Source organism: Stenotrophomonas indicatrix, assembly GCA_041545745.1.
In the GTDB taxonomy this organism is placed as follows: domain Bacteria; phylum Pseudomonadota; class Gammaproteobacteria; order Xanthomonadales; family Xanthomonadaceae; genus Stenotrophomonas; species Stenotrophomonas indicatrix_A.
Window position 1 is genome coordinate 770251 of record CP168152.1, and the last position, 19672, is coordinate 789922.

Genomic DNA, 19672 nt, shown 5'->3' on the forward strand with positions numbered 1-19672 from the left:
CCTACAAGGACGTATTCACGGCGTCCCCCAGCCCACTCACCCTCCCGGCCCACCCCGATATCCAGCAGACATAACCACGCGGAGGGGGCGGCGCCCGATGGCCGACGACGGCCGACACTCTCCACACGCCCGTTAACACCGACCATGGCATGCTCGGCGCTCAGTCCACCCGGAGCCTTGGCCATGCGCCTGTTGACCCGCCTCATTCCCCTGTTGCTGCTGGCCTCCCTGCTGTCCGGCTGCGGCTACAACGCCATCCAGCAGAAGGACGAAGCGGTCAAGGCCAGCTGGTCCGAAGTGCTCAACCAGTACAAGCGCCGCGCCGACCTGGTGCCCAACCTGGTGCAGACCGTGAAGGGTTTTGCCAGCCAGGAAGAGCGCGTGCTGACTGAAGTCACCAACGCCCGTTCGCGTGTGGGCCAGATCAACGTCAACGCCGACGATGAAGCCTCGCTCAAGCAGTTCCAGCAGGCCCAGGGTGAACTGGGCAGCGCGCTGTCGCGCCTGCTGGTGGTTACCGAGAACTACCCGGTGCTGAAGTCCGACCAGAACTTCCGCGATCTGCAGGCGCAGCTGGAAGGTACCGAGAACCGCATCACCGTCGCCCGTGGCCGCTACATCCAGCAGGTGCAGGACTACAACACCTACATCCGCTCGTTCCCGCAGTTGATCACCGCCAAGATCTTCGGCTACCAGCCCAAGCCGAACTTCACCGTGGAAAACGAAGCGCAGATCTCCAACGCGCCGGCGGTTGATTTCGGCAACGCGCCGCAGCAGCCAGCCCCGGCCCCGGGCCACTGACCGATGCGCCTGGCCGCCACACTGCTGGCCCTGCTGTTGTGGCTGCCGTTGGGCGTGCAGGCGCAGACGCTGGCGCCCATCCCGGCGCTGGATTCGCCGGTGGTCGATACCACCGGCACCCTGGACGCCGCACAGAAGCAGGCGCTGGTGGAGCAGGCGTTGGACCTGCAGCAGCGCAAGGGCAGCCAGATGCAGGTGCTGGTGGTGCCGACCACGCAGCCGGAAGACATCGCCCAGTACACCACCCGGGTGTTCGACCAGTGGCAGATCGGTCGCAAGGGCGTGGATGACGGCGTGCTGCTGGTAGTGGCCAAGGACGATCGGCGGGTGCGCATTGAACCGGGCTATGGCCTGGAAGGCGCCATTCCCGATGCGATCGCCAACCGGGTGATCCAGGAATACCTGGTGCCACGCTTCCGCGCCAACGACTATGCCGGTGGCATCACCGACGCCACGGCGATGCTGGTGAAGATCATCGACGGCGAGCCGCTGCCGGCGCCGGTCAGCAGCCAGCAGGGACGCGCCCCCGACGGCGGCGGCGATACCTGGTTCCTGGCGTTGTTCATCGGCGTGTTCGCCGGCAGCATCCTGCGTGGCGTGTTCTCGCGGGTACCGCGTCCGCTGCGCGGCCTGCTCGGTGGCGCCGGTGCGGCCGTTGCTGCCTTCCTGTTCACCTCCACACTGCTGGCCAGTGGCCTGGCCGGCGTGGTTGGCCTGGTGGTGGCGATGCTGTCCGGCCATCCGGGGCGCTTCGCCGGCGGTGGCGGTTGGGGCGGAGGCAGTTGGGGTGGCGGCGGTTTCGGCGGTGGCGGCGGCTGGGGCGGCGGGGGGGGCCGTTCCGGCGGCGGCGGCGCCTCGGGAGGCTGGTGATGATCCAACGTCTGTGCAGGCATCTGTTTTCGCCATCGGTACGGCGGGCGTTCCCGCCGGCCACGCTGCAGGCGATCACCGAGGCGATCGCCGCCGGCGAGCAGCGCCATGGTGGCCAGGTGATGTTCGCGGTCGAGGCCGATCTGCCGCTGCACGCACTGTGGCACAAGGTCACCCCGCGGCAGGCGGCCGAGCATGCCTTCGCGCGCCTGCGCACCTGGGATACCGCGCACAACAACGGCGTGCTGATCTACCTGCTGCTGGCCGACCATGCCATCGAGATCGTCGCCGACCGCGGCCTGCAGGGGCGGGTCGCGCCCGAGCAATGGCAGCGGGTCTGCACGCATCTGCGCGAAGGCCTGCGCGGCTCGCAGCCGGTGGCGGCGCTGCGCGATGCCATCGACGAGGTCTCCTCCCTGCTGGAAGGGCACTTTCCGGCCTCGGCGCGGTCCGATCAGAACGGCCTGCCGGACACGCCGCAGATCCTGGGCTGAAGCCCGGCAATCGGGCGACGGCGGCCACCACGAGGCCGCTCCCGGGCGGCGCTAGAATATCGGCATCCCTGCAAGGCGCCCTTCATGATCTATTTCCACGACATCGACCCCATCGCCCTCTCGTTGGGACCGATCAAGGTGCACTGGTACGGCATCATGTACCTGCTCGGTTTCACCGCTGCCTGGCTGTTGGGGCGCAAGCGGATCGCCGACGGGCGCCTCCCGGGCGTCGATGCCAACGGCTTCTCCGACCTGCTGTTCTACGCCATGCTCGGCGTGGTGCTGGGCGGCCGCATCGGCTACATGCTGTTCTACGCGCTGGGCGATTTCCTGCACAACCCGCTGCTGCTGTTCAAGGTGTGGGATGGCGGCATGAGCTTCCACGGCGGCCTGCTCGGCGTGATCGCGGCCTGCTGGTGGTGGTCGCGCAAGCATGCGCTGCATTTCTTCGACACCATGGATTTCATGGCGCCGCTGGTACCGCTGGGCCTGGGCTTTGGCCGCATCGGCAACTTCATCGGTGCCGAACTGTGGGGCAAGTACACCGGCGGCAGCTGGGGCGTGGTGTTCCCGTCCGGCCTGCCGGCGCCGCTGAACCAGCTCGACCACGCCACCCTGCAGTCGCAGTTCGCCAGTGGTGCGCTCAACCAGTTCGCCCGCCATCCCTCGCAGTTGTATGAAGCGCTGTTGGAAGGGCTGGTGATGTTCGCGGTGTTGTGGACGGTGTCGGCCAAGCCGCGCCATCGCTATCTCATCGGCGGCCTGTTCGCGCTGCTGTATGGCATCTTCCGCTTCGCCGTCGAGTTCGTGCGCATGCCCGACAACGGCGTCTATGTGGCCTTCGGCTGGCTGACCAAGGGCCAGATCCTGTGCGTGCCGCTGATCGCCTTCGGCCTGGTGCTGCTGGTGATGTCGCGCCGCGCGCCGGTGCTGCAGCCGCAGCCGCTGGTGGCGGCGGAGGGCAAGGCATGAAGGCCTACCTGGACCTGCTCTCGCATGTGCTCGAACACGGCGCGGAGAAGAGCGACCGCACCGGTACCGGCACCCGCAGCGTGTTCGGTTGGCAGATGCGCTTCAACCTCAACGACGGCTTCCCGCTGGTCACCACCAAGAAGCTGCACCTGCGCTCGATCATCCACGAGCTGCTGTGGTTCCTGAAGGGCGATACCAACATCGGTTACCTGAAGGACAACCAGGTGCGCATCTGGGACGAGTGGGCCGATGAGAACGGTGACCTCGGCCCGGTATACGGCAAGCAGTGGCGCAGCTGGGCCACGGCCAACGGCGGCGAGATCGACCAGATGCAGTGGCTGGTGGAGGAGATCCAGCGCAATCCGGATTCGCGGCGGCTGGTGGTCAGTGCCTGGAACGTGGGCGAGCTTTCGCAGATGGCGTTGATGCCGTGCCACAACCTGTTCCAGTTCTACGTGGTCGACGGCAAGCTCAGCTGCCAGCTGTACCAGCGCAGTGGCGACATTTTCCTCGGCGTGCCGTTCAATATCGCCAGCTACGCACTGCTGACCCACATGGTGGCGCAGGCCACCGGTCTGGGCGTCGGCGATTTCGTGCACACGCTGGGCGATGCGCACCTGTATTCGAACCACTTCGAGCAGGCCCGCGAGCAGCTGTCGCGTGAACCGCGCGCGCTGCCGAAGTTGTGGCTGAACCCGGAGGTGACCGATCTGTTCGGCTTCCAGTTCAACGACATCCGCATTGATGGCTACGATCCGCATCCGGCGATCAAGGCGCCGGTGGCGGTATGAGTGCGCGCCCACGCCTTGCGGCGCTGCTGGCGTTGGCCGGTCTGGCGCCGCTGAGCCTGGCCCAGGCGGCGCCTGCAGACACCCTCGCATTGGCCCGGCAGGTCAACGAGCAGATCGTGCACCAGCACATGCGCGGGGAATTGCAGGCCTTCGTCCGGACGCTTGATGGCAGCGCCCCATTGCCTGGCGACATGCCGGCCGGCTGCCAGGCGCAGGCGCGCGAGGCGGTGACCGGCATGTACGCGGCGATGGCCGAGCACCTGAAGGCTGGCATCGAAGAGCCCGCCTACCAGCATGAGCTCGAGCAGCGCCTGGCGATGGTTTATTCCAGCAAGGATCTGCAGCGATTCCTGGCGCGCAGCGGCAGCACCGACGTTGCCACGCTGTCCAGCGACATCCTGTCGGGACCGGGCCTGAAGGAGATCGAGGACGCGCAGATGCAGAAGATCCTCGAAGGCCTGGACGAGAATTCCACGTCGAACCCGGCGCTGGCTGCGGCGCTGCGCGCGGCCGGTGCCGCCAACGAGGCCTGTAGACGCCTGCAGATCGATGCCGGCTGAGGAGGCCGCACCATGAAACTTTCAATGATCGTTGCACTGGATCGCAATCGCGGCATCGGCCAGGGCAATGCCATGCCCTGGCATCTGCCGGACGACTTCAAGCACTTCAAGGCACTGACCCTGGGCAAGCCGATCCTGATGGGGCGCAAGACCGCCGAATCGATCGGCCGCGTGCTGCCGGGGCGGACCAACCTGGTGCTGACCCGCAGCGGCCAGGTGCCGTTCGAGGGCATGCGTGCGGTGGCCTCGCTGGACGAGGCGAAAGCGATTGCGGAAGGCGAGGGTGCCAGCGAACTGTGCATCATCGGCGGTGGTGAGATCTTCCATCAGCTGCTGGACCAGGCCAGCGACCTGTATCTGACCTGGGTCGACGCCGAAGTCCCCGCCGACACCCATTTCCCCGAGGTGGACGCGCAGGACTGGCAGGAAGTGAGCAGCGAGCCGCACCCGACTGACGAACGCCACGCCTACGCGTTCCGCTTCGTACATTACGTGCGCCGCTGATCACGGCGCTACAGGATCGTTTGCGGCATCCGGTAATGCCCAATGATCGCGTGCTGGAACAGCAGGTTCTCTTCCCGCGTACCGCGCGCGATGTTGTGCAGTACCAGCGGGGTGCCATCGGCCAGGTGCCGGTCGGAGACGATACCCACGTGCAGCAGGCCGTTGCCGTTGAGCTTCCAGGCCACGATGTCGCCGGCAGCGAAATCGCTGGCGCGGGCACTGATCGGTTGCTGCCAGCCCTGGCGATCGAACCAGCGCATCAGGTTGGGCACGCGTCGATGGTCGATGTTCCGGTCCGGTCGTGAAAGTCCCCACAGCGCCGGATAGGCGCTGAAATCAGCGCGCATGTCTTCGTTGACGCGGACCTGCAGGTCCAGCCCTTGCGTACGCAGGGCGCGGACCACTACGTCGGTGCATACGCCGCGATCAGCGGGCACGTCGCCACCGGGGTAGGCCAGCACCTGATAGGCAGGGTCGTAGCGGGTGGTGATGCCGATCTGCGCGCGCGCGGCTGCGACCAACGGTGGCGAGAGTGTCGGTGCCGTTGCAGAGGCGGCGGACTTGTCAGCGCCGGCGGTCGCTGGCGACGACGTTGGCTTGCAGCCGCTGGCCAGGGCCAGCGTCAGCAGCAGCACCGTCCATGGTGCGCGGTTGCCCGGCTTCATGCCGAAGGAGGCGCGCCGTTGTTGTTGTTGCCGCCACCGCTACCACCACCACGGCGGCGGCGCCGGCGCGGACCACGGTTGCCGGGGGCGCCAGCCGTTGCAGCGTTGCCGTTGCCCTGGCCGCCGTCCTTGCCTTGCCCTGCAGTGCGCTCGTGTGCGGGCCGCGCAGGCGGCCGCGCGTTGGCGACGGGTGCCGGCACGTCGCGTCCCGGTACCTGCACCACGCGCAGCTCATCGGTGTCGAGCTGGATCGCGGTGAGTTTGCCACCCCATACAGCGCCAGTGTCGATCGCGTGGATGCCCTGGGTGATGGTCAGGCCGAGCGCGGACCAGTGACCACAGACCACCTTCAGGTCGCGCTCGACCCGGCCCGGCACTTCGAACCAGGGATACAGCCCCTGTTCCTGGGTGCCCGGCGTGCCCTTGTCCTCGATGCCGATACGGCCGCGCGAGGTGCAGTAGCGCATGCGCGTGAGCACGTTGATGATTGCCCGCGAGCGCTCGTAGCCGGTCAGGTTGGGCGCCCAGCTGGGCTTGTCGCCGTACATGTTGCGGAACAGCTTGCGGTAGCCGGCGCCGTGCAGCTGCACCTCGACTTCGGCCGCATGCTTCTCGGCCATCTGCGTGGTCCACTTCGGCGCCAGGCCGGCATGCACCATCATCCAGCCCAGTTCGCGGTCCACGTGCACCAGTTTCTGCAGGCGCAGCCAGTCCAGCAGTACATCCCGGTCTTCGGCCTGGACGATGCGCAGCAGATCCGGGTTGACCTTGCGCTGTTCCTCTTCGGTACGCGCACCGACGGCCAGCAGGGAAAGATCGTGGTTACCGAGCACCACCACGCTGTGTTCGCGCAGCGAATGCACCAGCCGCAGCGTTTCCAGTGACTGTCCGCCGCGGTTGACCAGGTCGCCGCAGAACCACAGGGTGTCCTGCGCCGGATCGAACCGGATCTTTTCCAGCAGGCGCTGGGTTACGTCATAGCAGCCTTGCAGGTCGCCGATCGCCCATACACTCATCGTTCGGCCTCCGTGTCAGTGCAGGGTGCGCGGGATGGCCAGCACGAAGGGTGCGACCGGCGCGGCGAATTCAGTGCCATCGTCGGCCACCATGTCGTAATGGCCCTGCATCGTGCCGTGCTCGGTGCCGAGCATGACACCTGAGGTGTAATGGAAGTCTTCACCCGGACGCAGTCGCGGCTGTTCGCCGATCACGCCATCGCCATCGACATGCTCGACGCGGCCATTGGCATCGGTGATGCGCCAATGGCGTGCGACCAGGCGCGCGGCAACGCGGCCCTGGTTGTGGATGCGGATCGTATAGGCGAACGCATAGCGACCGTCTTCCGGCGCGGATTGGTCGTCGAGGAAGCGCGGCGCGACTTCGACGGAGATGGCATAAACGTCAGCGTCTTCCATACCGGCAGTGTAATCAGGTGGCATTGGCCAAAGCGATGAATTCAGCCACGTCCAGCTGTTCGGCGCGGGCATCGGGACGCACGCCGGCGGCCACGAACTGCTCGGCGCTGACCACGTTGTTCAGGGCATTGCGCAGGGTCTTGCGGCGTTGGCCGAAGGCGGCCCTGACCACGTCGGCGAAGCGCTTGTGGTCCTTGATGTTGATGCTGGCCGGGTCGCGCGGTATCAGACGCACCACGGCCGAATCGACCTTCGGCGGCGGCCTGAACGCACCCGGCGGCACCACGAACAGCGAGGTCACCTCGCAGTAGGCCTGCAGCATCACGCTGAGGCGGCCGAACACCTTGCTGCCGGGACCGGCGGCCATGCGATCGACCACTTCCTTCTGCAGCATGAAGTGCATGTCGGAAATCACCGCAGCGTGTTCCAGCGCATGGAACAGGATGGGCGAGGAAATGTTGTAGGGCAGGTTGCCAACCAGGCGGATCGGCTGCCCGTCGGCCAGCTCGGTGAAATCCACCCGCAGCACGTCGCGGTTGACGATGGTCAGCTCGCCCAGCGGTTCGGCGGCGGCGGTCAACGGCGCGATCAGGTCGCGGTCGAACTCGATCACCGTCATCTTCGGGTGCACGCGCAGCAGCGGCAGGGTGATGGCGCCTTGGCCCGGGCCGATCTCGACCAGACGGTCGCCGTCCCTGGGATTGACCGCCATCACGATCTTGTCGATGTAGTAGCGGTCGGCAAGGAAGTGCTGGCCGAGCTGCTTCTTGGCCGGGGCGGAAAACACCGGGCCGGAGGGGGAATGCGGGGAAGTCATGTGCTCAGTGTACGTTGCCGCGCCAGCCGCGCACACAGCGTCGTGGCGGCCTGCAGGCTGGAAGGATCGGCAATGCCGCGGCCGGCAAGATCCAGCGCGGTGCCGTGGTCCACCGCCACGCGCGGATAGGGCAGGCCCAGGGTCAGGTTCACCGCCTGCTCGAAGCCGGAGTACTTCAGCACCGGCAGGCCCTGGTCGTGGTACATGGCCAGCACGGTGTCGAAGCCGGCCAGCTTGGCTGGCAGGAACGCGGTATCGGCCGGCAGCGGACCGATCAGGTCCATGCCCTCGCTGCGCAGGCGCTGCAGCAGCGGGATGACCAGATCCAGTTCCTCGCGACCGAGATGGCCGTCTTCGCCGGCATGCGGGTTCAGGCCAAGCACGGCGATGCGCGGTGCGGCCAGGCCGAACTCGCGGCGTAGCGCAGCATGCACGGTGCGCAGGGTGTGTTCCAGACCGGGGGCGGTGATCGCATCGGCGACCTCACGCAGCGGCAGGTGGGTCGTGGCCAGGGCAACGCGGACGATGTCGTTGGCCAGCATCATCACCACCTTCACCCCGGCCTGGTCGGCCAGCAGTTCGGTGGTGCCGCTGTAGGCGATACCGCCCTGGTTGATCACCGCCTTGTGCACCGGGCCGGTCACCACGCCGTGCAGTTCACCGGACAGGCAGGCCTGGCCAGCACCCAGCAGGGCAGCAATCACTGCGCCTGCGTTGGCAGGGTCGGTATGGCCGAAACGACTGGGGGTGCTGTTGGCGACGGCGCGCAGGCGCAGGTCGCCTGGGACGCGGGCATGCGCGTCCTCGGGCAGCAGCTGCAGGGGCAGGTTCAGCGCGACAGCGGCCGCGCGCAGGGTGTCCGGGTCGGCGAATGCCAGCAGCCGGCAATCATCGCGCGGCTGCTGGACCAGTCGGACACACAGCTCCGGGCCGATCCCGGCGGGCTCGCCCGGTACCAGAGCGAGCTCGGGGAGCATGGCTCAGGACTGCGGAGGCGTGGCGGTATTTTCCGCCCGGTCACCGCTGCGGAAGCTGACGAAGGCTTCGCCACGCAGCTCCTGCAGGAAGCGGTTGTACTCATCTTCCAGCTTGCGGCGACCGATGGTCTCGCGGACCTGGGCGCGCTGGTTGTCACTGCCCGCATCAGTCTGGCGGGTGGCAACGCGCTGCACGATGTGCCAGCCCGCATCGGTACGGAACGGCTGGCTGACGCCACCGTCCTGGATGCCTTCCACCTGCTGGCCGAAGGCCGGGCCGAATGCGTCGGCCGGGAACCAGCCCAGATCGCCGCCCTGGCCCTTGCTGTTGGTGTCCTCGGACGATTCCTTGGCCACCTGCTGGAAGTCGGCACCGCCGACAACGCGGGCGCGCAGCGTATCGATCTTGGCCTTGGCGGCCGCGTCGGACTGGGCATCGTCCACGCGCACCAGGATATGGCGGCCGTGGTACTCGGTGACGGTGTGGGTGCCTGCCGCCGCGCTGGCGTCACGCACTTCCACCAGCTTCAGCAGCTGGAAGCCGCTGGGGCCGCGGATCGGGCCAACCACTTCGCCGGCCTTCATCTGCTGCATCGTCTGTGCGAACGCCGCCGGGATTTCATCCAGGGTGCGCCAGCCGAGGTCGCCGCCTTCCAGTGCATTGGGGCTGTCGGAATAGCGAACGGCCGCCGCATTGAAGTCCAGTTCGCCCTTGTCCAGCAGCGCCTTCACGCCGTCAGCCTTCTTCTGGCCGGTGGCGATCTGCTCGGCGGTGGCGCCGTCGGGAAGCGCGACCAGGATGTGTGCGAGGTGGAACTGGTTGCCGGCATCGGCCTGCTGCTTCAGGGCAGCATCGACTTCACCTTCACTGACGCTGATGCGGCTCTGCGCGAAGCTTTGGCGCAGGCGCTGCACGGTGATCTCGTCACGCACCGAGGCGCGGAAATCGTTGAAGTCGATGCCGTCATTGGCCAGGCGCTGACGCAGGGCATCCAGGGTCGAACCGTTCTGCTGGGCGATGGCATTCATCGCCTGCGTCAGTTCCTGGTCGCCGACATGGATACCGCTGCCCTGCGCACGGGCCACCTGCAGCTTGACCAGCACCAGGCGCTCGAGCACCTGGCGGCTGAGCACGTCATCAGGGGGCAGCTGGGCCTCGCGGCCGGCGTACTGCGCCTTGATGTTGGCGATCGCACGCTGGAGCTCGCTCTGCAGGATCACGTCCTCATCGACGACAGCAGCGATGCGGTCCAACGGCTGGGCCTCCTGCGCAAGAACCTGCAGGGGGGCGGACACGCTGGACACCGCCAGAAGCGATGCGAGGAGAACGGGGAAGCTCTTGGTCATGGGATCAGATTCGGATCGTAGTCATCGCGGGTCGCTCCGGTGTTGCTGGGCGGCACAAGATAGAGGTCATCACGGTTGTAGCCGAGGATAGCACGGCGCAAAGTGCGGTCCGTGTCCTGGCCAAGAGAGCTCAAGCCCTTGAGCACGAACTCAAGCTGGATGGAGTTGTTCATTTCGCCTTCGCGGTTGCGCACGTAGCGGCGGGCCACGGCGCGCACGGCCAGGCAGCAGCTGTCCCACTGTACGCCACCGATGATCTCCAGCGGTTCCTTGTCCTGGATCGAGTAGTAGTAGCGGCCGACCAGGCTCCAACGCTCGTTCAGCGGGTACAGGAACGACAGGTCGGCCTGTTCCAGCAGGGTACGGTCGTGCTTGTTGGCATTGGCCGGGGCGCCGGAATTGATGCGGTAACGGTAGGTCAGGTTGACCACGCCGTCGTTGGACATCAGGTAGCGCGCACGCACGCTGGCCAGATCCTCGCGCTTGTACTTGGGGTCCCACTGGTAGGTGGCGCCCAACGTCCAGCGGTCGTTGATCATGTAGTTGCCGTCGGCGATCCACGCCGACTTGCCCTTCTCCACCGGCGCGCCACCGGGGACCACGCTCACCCGCGATTCGTCGAAGTACTGGATCTGGCCGATGGAGGCCGAGAAGCGTTCCTTGCCGGTGGTCTGGTCGATGAAGCGGGTGCTCAGGGCCATGGTCAGCTGGTTGGCGTCGTTCTGGCGATCCGCGCCGGTATAACGCGAATCGCGGAACAGCTGGCCCCAGCTGAAGGTGAAGTCGCGGGTATCGAAGATCGGCAGCTCGTCCTGATCGCGGTAGGGCGTACGCAGGTAGAACAGGCGCGGTTCCAGGGTCTGCAGGAACGACTTGCCACCGATCTTCGTCTCACGATCAAAGAACAGGCCGGCGTCGAGGCTGGCGATCGGCAGGCTGCGGCTGGGCGAGGTGTTGCCGCGCAGCTGTTCGGGGGTGGCGGTGGCCGGGTCGATTCCCTGCGAGCGCAGGATCTGGCCGCGGATGCCGTTCACGCCATCAACCAGGCCGCGGTCCAGCTGGTAACCGGTATAGCGGTAGGCCAGCGTCGGCGTGACATACCAGGCCGCGCCGCTGATCGGGAACGACACGTAGGGTTTCAGGTCCAGTCGCGAGCCGCCGCTGACACCGATGCCGTCGGTCTGCCGGCTGCCATTGCGGGTGTACTGCAGGTCGGGTCCCGCATCGGCGCCGTACTTGAAATTGATGTCATCGTGGGTGAAGCGCACGGCCTCGGCGTAGACACCGGTCTCCAGCCACGGCAGCACCGACTTGTCCCAGTTGAAGTACAGGCGCGGTTGGCGGTTGTAGGCCAGCGCACTCTCGTTGAGGGTGTAGTCGGTCAGCTGCCAGCGGTCGGCCATGATCCCGGCCGTCCAGTTCTTGCCGGTGCCGTACAGGCCCACGGTGCTCTGCAGGTTCGACGCGGTGACGCCCACCAGGCGGTTGGCGAAGTCTTCCACGTAGCGCTCGTCGCTGACCCAGGCCAGGTTGGCGCGGGCCTGCCAGTGGTCGTCCAGGTTGTGGTAGCCGCCGAACATCACCCGGCCGCGGTCGCGGTCGCGCAGCTTGTCGTTGGGCATGAACGCGGTCAGCAGTTCGCCACGGCCACCTTCGTAGAGGTAGCGGAACTCGTTGTCGAGCATCAGGCCGCGCCGGCTCATGTAGCGCGGGGTCAACGTGTCGTCGTAGTTCGGCGCCAGGTTGAAGTAGATCGGCTGTGCGTAATCGAAACCGTTGCGGCCGGACATGCCCAGCTGCGGGAACAGCAGGCCGGTCTTGCGCCGGTCATCGATCGGGAACTTGAAGTAGGGTGCCCACAGGATCGGCACCTTGCCGATCCGCAGCACCGCGTTGCGGGCGGTGCCGAAGCCTTCGTCGTTGTCGACTTCGATTTCCGGCGCCGTCAGCCGCCATACCGGCTGCGACGGGTCGCAGGTGGTGTAGGTGGAGCGGTGCATCTGCCCGACCGCGCCCTGCAGGTCGACCGATTCGGCTTCGCCATTGCCGCGGCGGGACACCAGCTGGTACTGGATGTCGGTGATTTTGTGGGTGTCGCTTTCCTGGTTGCCCTCGGCGCGCTTGGCGACCATCCGGATCGAGGCATCCTGGTAGCGGACGTTGCCGTCGGCGACGTAGTTGCCGCTTTCGGTATCGAAGCTGAGCTTGTCGGTACCCACGAACTGGTCGCCCCGGCGCAGCGCCACGTTGCCCTGGTACTGCGGCACGGTGGTGGTGCCCAGCAGCTGGTCGCCCTCGATGTCGGTGGGCTGCTGTTCGCGCGCAGCGCTGGCGGCAGCCTTGTCCTGGCCGGGCACCGGCGTCGGCGCGTCGGTGAACGCAGGGATCACGTCCGTGGCCGGGCAAAGGCCCCAGTTGAGCGGCTTGTCATCAGCCCATGCCGGAAGGCAGACGGCGATGCTCAGGGGCAGGGGAAGCAGGCGGAGGGCTCGGCGCACGCGGTTCGGATTCGGGCGAAAACGGACGGTAGCTTGCCCCATCCCTTGCATAGGGGCAATGAAGGCCTCCCCCGATTGCCGGTTCGGGTTCATCCAGGCCCGTTGCCGGAAGGCGTCGCCATCAGTGCCTGCAGATGGGCCACGCTGCACTCGGCCAGGGCCTGCAGGTCGTATCCCCCCTCCAGCATCGATACCACCCGACCGGCGGCATGGCGGCGTGCCAGTGCGTGCAGTTCGCGGGTGATCCAGGCGAAATCGTCGGTCTCCAGCATCAGGTCGGCCTGCGGATCGCGCAGGTGGGCGTCGAAGCCGGCCGAGATCAGCAGCAGCTGGGGGCGGAAGTCGTCGATCGCCGGCAGCATCTCGTCGGCCCAGACATTACGGAAGCGGAAGCCACCACTACCCGGCGGCAGCAGGATGTTCATCAGGTTGCCGGCGCCGCGGTCACGGCGCAGGCCGGACTCGGGGAACAGGCCGGCCTGGTGGGTGCTGTAGTAGGACACCCGGGCGTCGTGCTGGAAGATGTCCTGGGTGCCGTTGCCATGGTGGACATCGAAGTCGACCACCGCGATCCGCTCCAGGCCGTGGCGGTCGCGTGCGTAGGCGGCGGCGATGGCGATGTTGTTGAGCAGGCAGAAGCCCATCGCGGTGCTGCTGGTAGCGTGGTGGCCAGGCGGGCGCACCGCGCAGAAGGCCAGCGGATCCTCACCCAGCATCACTGCATCGACGGCCGCGACACCTGCGCCGGCGGCATGCACCGCGGCACTGGCCGAACCCGGCGAGGTCCAGGTGTCCATGTCCAGCTGGCGCAGCGGTGCGGTCTGCGGTTGCAGCACCAGATCCAGCAGCGCGCTGTCGTGGACCCGGGTCAGTTCACCGAATTTGGCTGGCGGCGCTTCACGCCACTCCAGCTGGCCGGGGAAGGCCTCGTACAGCGCATCGAGCACTACCTGCAGGCGTTGCGGGCATTCAGGATGGCCAGGGCCCGGATCGTGCAGCAGGCAGGCGGGGTGGGTGAAGACCAGCATGGCGGCTCAGCGCTGGCGATGCTGTGGTTGCCACAGCGCTTCGCCGTGGCCATCGGCCCGTGCCAGCACCCGGGCCAGCACGAACAGCAGGTCCGACAGCCGGTTGAGGTACTGCAGCGCTTCGCTGCGCACCGGTTCAACGCGGGCCAGGGCCACCGTGTCGCGCTCGGCGCGGCGGACCACGGTGCGCGCCAGGTGGCAGCGCGCGGCGGCCTCGCCACCGGCCGGCAGGATGAATTCCTTCAGCATCGGCAGGTCGGCGTTGTAGTGGTCCAACTGCTGTTCCAGCGCCGACACATCGGCGGCGTGGATCGCGGCATGGCCGGGAACGCACAGTTCGGCGCCCAGGTCGAACAGCTGGTGCTGCAGATGCACGACCAGCGCGCGGACGTCCTCCGGCAGCGGCACGGCCAGCAACAGGCCGAGCGTGGCATTGGCTTCATCGACGGTGCCGTAGGACGCAACACGCAGGTCATCCTTGCCGACCCGGCTGCCGTCACCCAGGCCGGTGCTGCCGTCGTCGCCGGTGCGGGTGTAGATGCGCGAGAGGCGATGACCCATGGCGTGGCTCAGTGATGGATGTCGCGGCGGGCCTGCAGGAGCTTGAGCACCTGCTCCACGGCCAGCTGCAGTGCGGCGGCCAGGGCCACGTAGATCGCGGTGGTGCGCAGGTAGGGGCCGAACCACTGGGCGTAGTTCTGTGCCCAGCCGGCCACGGTCGGCTCGGCCACGTTCTGGCTGGTCCAGTAGAAACCGCCCTGTGCCAGCAGATGGCACAGCGCCACCGACGCCAACAGCAGCAAGGCCCCTTTGCCCAGCACCGACCACTGCGCGCTGCGGTAGTTGCGGCCCAGCAGCATGCCACCGGCCCACATGGCGAAGTAGGCCGGCAACAGCAGCCAGTAGCCCGGCGACACGCAGTAGTGTTGCCAGAAATCGAGGCCGCTGCTGCGGATCACGATCCAGTCGACCAGCACCGCGAACACCATCAGCAGCGGGAACGCCCAGCGGGTCCAGCGGGCGAGGTAGAAGCCGCCGATGAAGAACACCGCCCAAGACGCGTCCGGGATTGCCGCGAAGTGATTGACGCGGGTCGCCGCCAGCAACAGCACGAGCACTGACAGGACGAAGGCGCGGGGGGCGGAGTCGGACATGGCGGTGGGCCGGAGCGGATTCAGGTTTCATTCTAGCCCGGCGCGGGGCTTGGCGCAGGCGGGGCGGCGTGGGGCATGCCGGCGCGGCGAGCGCGTATCATGCGCCCATGAGTGAACGACATGACGTGCTGATCGTCGGTGGCGGTCTGGTGGGGGCCAGCCTGGCCATCGCCCTGGACCGCCTGGGCCGCGACGTGGGCCTGCTCGAAGCCAGCCCGGCCGGGGAACTACCGGCGGTGTTCGACCAGCGCAACCTCAGTTTTGCCGCCGCCACGATCAACGCGCTGACCGCGCTGCGGGTCATGCAGAAACTGTCGATGGCGCCTGGCCCGATCCGTCGCATCCATGTCAGCCGCGCCGGTGATTTCGGCCGCGTCCAGCTCGATGCAGCAGATTACGACCGGCCATGGTTCGGCCAGGTGGTGGTCGCGCGTGATTTCGGCCAGGCGCTGGAAAGCCGGCTGCAGGAACTGCCACGACTGCGCCGCTACCGGCCGATGCGTTTCCTGGGTATGGGCGATGTGATTGACGGTTACCGCCAGGTGCGGGTGGCCGATGACAGCGGCGAGCGTGTGCTGCTGGCACGGCTGGTGGTCGGTGCCGACGGGACCAGCAGCGGCGTGCGCGATGCGTTGGGCATCGAAGTTGATCGCCATGATTTCCAGCAGACGCTGTTCGTGGCCCGCGTGCGCAGCCAGCGTGCGCCCGACGGCACCGCGTGGGAACGCTTCACCGATACCGGGCCGACGGCGTTGCTGCCACGTGGCGACCGTCATTTCGGCACCGTGCACGGCGTCGCCCGTGACCAGGCCGAGGCAGTGATGGCGCTGGACGACACCGCCTGGCTGCAGCGCCTGCAGCAGGCCATCGGCTGGCGTGCGGGTCGCCTGCTCGACTCTGGTCCGCGCAGCGCCTATCCCCTGATCCAGGTACTGGCGCGCGCGCTGGTGGGGGAGCGCACGGTGCTGCTGGGCAACGCCGCGCAGACCATCCACCCGCTGGGTGCGCAGGGTTTCAACCTCGGCCTGCGCGATGCATTGACGTTGGCCGAACTGCTGGAAGTGGAGGGCGATGCCGGCAGCGACGCACTGCTGCGGTCCTACGTGGCCCGCCGCGAAGAAGATCGACGACAGACGGTGGCGTTCTCCGGCGGCCTTGCCCGGCTGACCAGCAATCCGACGCCGTTGCTGCGCCCCCTGCGCAGCCTGGGCCTGGTGGCCGCACAGCGTGCCTCGGTGCAGTCGATGCTGGTTGGTGGTGCGATGGGCTTCCGTGGCGACGTGCCGCGCCTGTGCCGCGGAGAAGCCGCATGAACCGGCGCGCACGCCTGGACGTGGTCATTGTGGGTGGCGGTGTGGTCGGTGCCGCCTGTGCATTGGCTCTGGCCGATGTCGGCCTTGCTGTGGCGCTGGTCGAGGGACGCGAGCCTGCACCGTGGCAGGCCGCACAGCCGGATCTGCGGGTGTTCGCCTTCGCCGCCGACAACGTGCAGTTGCTGCAGCGACTCGGCGTGTGGCCGACGATCGCGCAGGCGCGCGCTTGGCCGTACCGGCGCATGCAGGTGTGGGACGCGGCCGGTGGCGACGACCTGCTGTTCGACGCGGACCGCTTCGGCCGTCGCGAGCTGGGTTTCATCGTCGAGAACGGCTTGCTGCAGGATCGCCTGTGGGCGGCGCTGCCGGCAGCTGGCGTGGAGCTGCATTGCCCGGCGCGCGTGGAAGCGCTTGAACAGGACGAGCACGGTGTGCGCCTGCGCCTGGATGATGGTCGTCGCATCGAAGCCGCACTGGCCGTAGCTGCCGACGGCGCTGAATCGACCCTGCGCGGACTGGCCGGGATCGACGTCGAACGCCACGACTACCTGCAGCGCGGTGTGGTCGCCTATGTGGACAGCGAGCTGCCCAACCAGGCCACGGCCTGGCAGCGTTTCCTGCCGACCGGCCCGCTGGCGTTGTTGCCGGTGGCCGAGCGCCGCAGCTCCATCGTCTGGACATTGCCAGACGACGAGGCGGCACGCGTACTGGCTCTGGACGAAGACGCATTCAATCGTGAACTGACCCGCGCCTTCGCCGCGCGCCTGGGCGAACTGCGGCTGGCCTCGCCGCGCGCGGCGTTCCCGCTGCGCCGGCAGTTGGCCCGCCACTACGTGGCCGGTCGCGTGCTGGCGCTGGGCGATGCGGCCCACGTGGTGCATCCGCTGGCCGGGCAGGGCGTCAACCTCGGCCTGCGCGACGTCGCCGCCCTGCAGCACTGGCTGGCGCCGTCTGCCGAACGGCGAGGGCAACCCCGGTTGTCGCCGCAGCGCGTGCAGCGCTGGGCGCGCGAGCGTCGCAGCGACAACCAGATCGCCGCCTACAGCTTCGAAGCGATCAACCGTCTGTTCTCCAACGACGAGATGCACCTGACGCTGGCGCGTGGCCGCGCGCTGGGCTGCGTGGGCAAGTGGCCGCCGCTCGTACAGGCGTTCTGGAAGCGCGCCGCAGGGGTATGACCGCTGGGTGCCAACCAAGGTTGGCAACTACCAACCACGGGTGATGCGGGCCCGCGCCGAATCGCTTCTGGTAGACGCCAACCTTGGTTGGCGCGCGTGCCCCGGATCATCCGCCGGTAGCGCCGGGCCAGGCCCGGCGAGCGCGCAGCGCGGTTCATGGATCCCGCCGGGCATGGCCCGGCGCTACCGCCGTCGGTAGATCCACGCCATGCGTGGATACCGTTACCGCAGCGGCGTCAATCCACCAGCCAACCGGCAAGGTCGGCGCGGTCCAGCTTGCCGCGGCGCTTGGCGTCCAAGGCGTTGAACTCATCGGAAAGCGCTGGATTCACCTGCGCCTCCTCACGGCTGATGGAACCATTACCGTCCACGTCCAGCTCGGCGAAATGGATGCGGTACTGGCCGACCACGCTGGCCGGCGCCACCGAACGCACCGTTACCGGGGTTTCGCCCAGCGGCACCACGATGTCGACGCTGCCGGTCACGCGGCCGGCCGACAGTGACTGCTGGCGGACCACGCCACTGTCATCGCGCAGCGGAGCGCTCTGTGCCGGTTGCGGGCGCACCGGTTGTGCCAGTGCGGGCGAGGCCAGCAACGCGGTACACAGCAGCAGGAAAATGCGCGTGGCGTTCATCAGCGCAGCGGCGACGCCAGCACCGTGATTTCCTCACGGTCGTGGTACAGCTGCTTGGCACGTACCACCAGCGGCTTGCCGGCCTGGTCCTGGAACAGGTCCAGGCACAGGCGCGTCTCGTCCCAGCGCTTCTTCATCGGTAGCTTCAGGTTGAAGATCGCGTGCCTGCACCAGCCCTCGCGGAACCAGGTGGCCATGCGTTCGGCGACGCGACGCGGCTGCTCGACCATGTCGCAGACCATCCAGTCCAGCGGCTGCTCCGGATGCCAATGGAAGCCATCGGCGCGCAGGTGCTCGACCAGGCCGGTGTCCAGTACATGCTGGCGCAGCGGGCCGTTGTCGATGCTCAGCACATGCACGTGCTGGCGGGTCAAAACCCAGGTCCAGCCGCCCGGCGCCGCGCCGAGGTCTGCCGCGCGCATGCCCGGACGAACCAGCGCTTCGCGTTCTTCCGGGGCAAGCAGGGTCAGCAGTGCCTCGTCCAGCTTCAATGCCGAGCGCGAGGGTGCGTCGGGCAACAGCTTCAGACGCGGAATGCCCAATGCCCACGGTGCACTGTCGTCCGGGTTGGCCACGCAGACAAAGGCATGGGTGCCGTCGACGAACACCACGTGCAGGCGCGGCAGGCGTGCGTTGGGTTTGTCGCTGAGTTTGCCGGCTTTGCGCAGCGCCGGGCGCAGGGCATTGCCGAACGCACGCGCCAGCCCGGACAGCGGTTTGCCGGCGTCCGAATCGGGATGCTCCACCCACAGATCACCAAAGCGCGGCGCATCGGCCAGCACCTCCAACATCGGGGTGATGCGGTCGGCCGGGTCAAGCTGCGGCAGCTCGGCCAGCACCACCAGCTTCTGGCGGGCGAAGATCAGCTCGCGCCACGGCAGTCGCGGTGCAAGCGCCGCGGCTTGGTCGCACATGAAGAGCACATAGCCATCATTGCGCTGGGTACGGGCGTAACCGGCAAAACCGGCGGCACCTGCGCGGAACTGCAGTTCGCCGGCCAGCTCGGGCTCGAAGCCCTGCCGGCACAGGCACAGCAGGCCGATGCCGGCCTCAGTAACGGGCGCCATCGCTTTCCCCATAGGCACGCAGCACGCTGCGCGCAGCATCGCGGTTCAGACCCTGCACCACTTCGATGCCGCGCTTGTTGAGTTCGCCCACCCAGTCGGCCGGTAGCGGGCCTTCATCGAATGGGGTCAGTTCTTCCACGTCGGCCGAACTGGCGCCGATCAGCAGGCGATCGATGCCGGCCCACACGGTCGCGCCGTAGCACTGGCAGCACGGCTGCGAACTGGTGGCCAGGGTGATCGGCGACAGCACCGCGTTCAGACGCGGGGTCTGCAGGCGCTGCTGGGCCAGCATGTAGGCCATGTTCTCGGCGTGCGCCAGCGAGGTCGAGTGCGGCATCACCCGGTTCACGCCGGCAGCGATCACCTTGTCATCCGGCCCGAACACCACGGCGCCGAACGGGCCGCCACTGGCGTGGTCAACGTTGTGCCGCGACAGCTCGATCGCCAGCGCGACCTTGGCCTCGTCGCCCGGATATCGACGATCCAGGTCGATCTGGTCGTGGATCCAGGCGGGAAGGGTCAGGTGGACTTGCGCGTACAGCATCGCGGGGGTGCCTCGTTGGGAGTGAAAGGAACAGGTGCAACA

General features: G+C 67.6%; 22 protein-coding genes. 9 read left to right on the forward strand and 13 right to left on the reverse strand.

All coding sequences use genetic code 11. From position 1 onward, the window contains the following. The first annotated feature begins 183 nt into the window (after positions 1-183). The 7 genes from ACEF39_RS03415 to ACEF39_RS03445 all read left to right on the forward strand — a co-directional run bounded on the left by ACEF39_RS03415 (position 184) and on the right by ACEF39_RS03445 (position 4992). Complete coding sequence (locus tag ACEF39_RS03415; protein ID WP_100463009.1) at positions 184-801, forward strand: LemA family protein; 618 nt, start codon at positions 184-186, stop codon at positions 799-801. A gap of 3 nt (positions 802-804) precedes the next feature. Next, positions 805-1671 (forward strand): TPM domain-containing protein, encoded by an 867-nt coding sequence (locus ACEF39_RS03420; protein WP_500286981.1) that lies wholly within the window; start codon positions 805-807, stop codon positions 1669-1671. Further along, a complete protein-coding gene (locus ACEF39_RS03425) occupies positions 1671-2165 on the forward strand; it encodes a TPM domain-containing protein (protein ID WP_500286982.1) in 495 nt (164 codons plus the stop codon). Before ACEF39_RS03420 ends, ACEF39_RS03425 begins: the two co-directional genes overlap by 1 nt. Positions 2166-2249: 84 nt before the next feature. Continuing rightward, the gene (gene lgt / locus ACEF39_RS03430; protein ID WP_500286983.1) at positions 2250-3137 is read left to right on the forward strand and encodes a prolipoprotein diacylglyceryl transferase; all 888 of its coding nucleotides are present in this window, start codon (positions 2250-2252) and stop codon (positions 3135-3137) included. Beyond that, entirely contained in the window at positions 3134-3928 is a 795-nt protein-coding gene (locus tag ACEF39_RS03435) for a thymidylate synthase (protein ID WP_500286984.1), read from the forward strand. The genes lgt and ACEF39_RS03435 overlap by 4 nt, the downstream gene beginning before the upstream one ends. Next, positions 3925-4488, forward strand: coding sequence for a hypothetical protein (locus ACEF39_RS03440; protein WP_500286985.1), 564 nt, complete (start codon positions 3925-3927; stop codon positions 4486-4488). Before ACEF39_RS03435 ends, ACEF39_RS03440 begins: the two co-directional genes overlap by 4 nt. A 12-nt stretch (positions 4489-4500) precedes the next feature. Further along, positions 4501-4992: a dihydrofolate reductase gene (locus ACEF39_RS03445; protein ID WP_500286986.1), complete on the forward strand. Its 492-nt coding sequence runs from the start codon at positions 4501-4503 to the stop codon at positions 4990-4992. A gap of 8 nt (positions 4993-5000) precedes the next feature. On the opposite strand, the gene ACEF39_RS03450 is transcribed toward ACEF39_RS03445, so the two are convergent. From ACEF39_RS03450 to ACEF39_RS03495, 10 genes are all read right to left on the reverse strand, one after another. Beyond that, positions 5001-5657 (reverse strand): DUF1287 domain-containing protein, encoded by a 657-nt coding sequence (locus ACEF39_RS03450; RefSeq protein ID WP_500286987.1) that lies wholly within the window; start codon positions 5655-5657, stop codon positions 5001-5003. Then, positions 5654-6673, reverse strand: coding sequence for a symmetrical bis(5'-nucleosyl)-tetraphosphatase (locus ACEF39_RS03455; protein ID WP_500286988.1), 1020 nt, complete (start codon positions 6671-6673; stop codon positions 5654-5656). Before ACEF39_RS03455 ends, ACEF39_RS03450 begins: the two co-directional genes overlap by 4 nt. Before the next feature lie 15 nt (positions 6674-6688). Beyond that, the gene (gene apaG / locus ACEF39_RS03460) at positions 6689-7072 is read right to left on the reverse strand and encodes a Co2+/Mg2+ efflux facilitator ApaG/CorD (RefSeq protein WP_025877914.1); all 384 of its coding nucleotides are present in this window, start codon (positions 7070-7072) and stop codon (positions 6689-6691) included. A 13-nt stretch (positions 7073-7085) separates the two neighbouring features. After that, complete coding sequence (rsmA, locus tag ACEF39_RS03465; protein WP_500286989.1) at positions 7086-7889, reverse strand: 16S rRNA (adenine(1518)-N(6)/adenine(1519)-N(6))-dimethyltransferase RsmA; 804 nt, start codon at positions 7887-7889, stop codon at positions 7086-7088. Next, on the reverse strand, positions 7886-8866 hold the full coding sequence (pdxA, locus tag ACEF39_RS03470) for a 4-hydroxythreonine-4-phosphate dehydrogenase PdxA (protein WP_500286990.1): 981 nt from the start codon (positions 8864-8866) through the stop codon (positions 7886-7888). Before pdxA ends, rsmA begins: the two co-directional genes overlap by 4 nt. 3 nt (positions 8867-8869) lie before the next feature. Beyond that, the gene (locus tag ACEF39_RS03475) at positions 8870-10213 is read right to left on the reverse strand and encodes a peptidylprolyl isomerase (RefSeq protein ID WP_500286991.1); all 1344 of its coding nucleotides are present in this window, start codon (positions 10211-10213) and stop codon (positions 8870-8872) included. After that, positions 10210-12711 (reverse strand): LPS-assembly protein LptD, encoded by a 2502-nt coding sequence (gene lptD / locus ACEF39_RS03480; RefSeq protein ID WP_500286992.1) that lies wholly within the window; start codon positions 12709-12711, stop codon positions 10210-10212. Before lptD ends, ACEF39_RS03475 begins: the two co-directional genes overlap by 4 nt. 89 nt (positions 12712-12800) lie before the next feature. Beyond that, the gene (locus ACEF39_RS03485) at positions 12801-13739 is read right to left on the reverse strand and encodes a histone deacetylase family protein (RefSeq protein WP_500286993.1); all 939 of its coding nucleotides are present in this window, start codon (positions 13737-13739) and stop codon (positions 12801-12803) included. 6 nt (positions 13740-13745) lie between these two features. Further along, positions 13746-14300, reverse strand: a complete 555-nt coding sequence (locus tag ACEF39_RS03490) for a cob(I)yrinic acid a,c-diamide adenosyltransferase (protein WP_089238883.1) — start codon at positions 14298-14300, stop codon at positions 13746-13748. A gap of 8 nt (positions 14301-14308) precedes the next feature. Beyond that, positions 14309-14893 (reverse strand): hypothetical protein, encoded by a 585-nt coding sequence (locus tag ACEF39_RS03495; RefSeq protein WP_108265165.1) that lies wholly within the window; start codon positions 14891-14893, stop codon positions 14309-14311. A 107-nt stretch (positions 14894-15000) separates the two neighbouring features. Between ACEF39_RS03495 and ubiH the strand changes: the two genes are divergently transcribed. Both ubiH and ACEF39_RS03505 read left to right on the forward strand, forming a co-directional pair. Beyond that, a complete protein-coding gene (gene ubiH / locus ACEF39_RS03500) occupies positions 15001-16206 on the forward strand; it encodes a 2-octaprenyl-6-methoxyphenyl hydroxylase (RefSeq protein ID WP_500286994.1) in 1206 nt (401 codons plus the stop codon). Further along, on the forward strand, positions 16203-17384 hold the full coding sequence (locus tag ACEF39_RS03505; RefSeq protein WP_500286995.1) for a UbiH/UbiF family hydroxylase: 1182 nt from the start codon (positions 16203-16205) through the stop codon (positions 17382-17384). The genes ubiH and ACEF39_RS03505 overlap by 4 nt, the downstream gene beginning before the upstream one ends. Before the next feature lie 236 nt (positions 17385-17620). On the opposite strand, the gene ACEF39_RS03510 is transcribed toward ACEF39_RS03505, so the two are convergent. From ACEF39_RS03510 to ACEF39_RS03520, 3 genes are read right to left on the reverse strand one after another with little or no spacing between them, the layout of a single operon-like run. Then, a complete protein-coding gene (locus tag ACEF39_RS03510; RefSeq protein ID WP_500286996.1) occupies positions 17621-18019 on the reverse strand; it encodes an EF-hand domain-containing protein in 399 nt (132 codons plus the stop codon). Continuing rightward, positions 18019-19086, reverse strand: coding sequence for a 23S rRNA (cytidine(2498)-2'-O)-methyltransferase RlmM (gene rlmM / locus ACEF39_RS03515; RefSeq protein WP_500286997.1), 1068 nt, complete (start codon positions 19084-19086; stop codon positions 18019-18021). Before rlmM ends, ACEF39_RS03510 begins: the two co-directional genes overlap by 1 nt. Further along, on the reverse strand, positions 19070-19630 hold the full coding sequence (locus ACEF39_RS03520; protein WP_500286998.1) for a nucleoside deaminase: 561 nt from the start codon (positions 19628-19630) through the stop codon (positions 19070-19072). The genes rlmM and ACEF39_RS03520 overlap by 17 nt, the downstream gene beginning before the upstream one ends. Positions 19631-19672 lie beyond the last annotated feature (42 nt).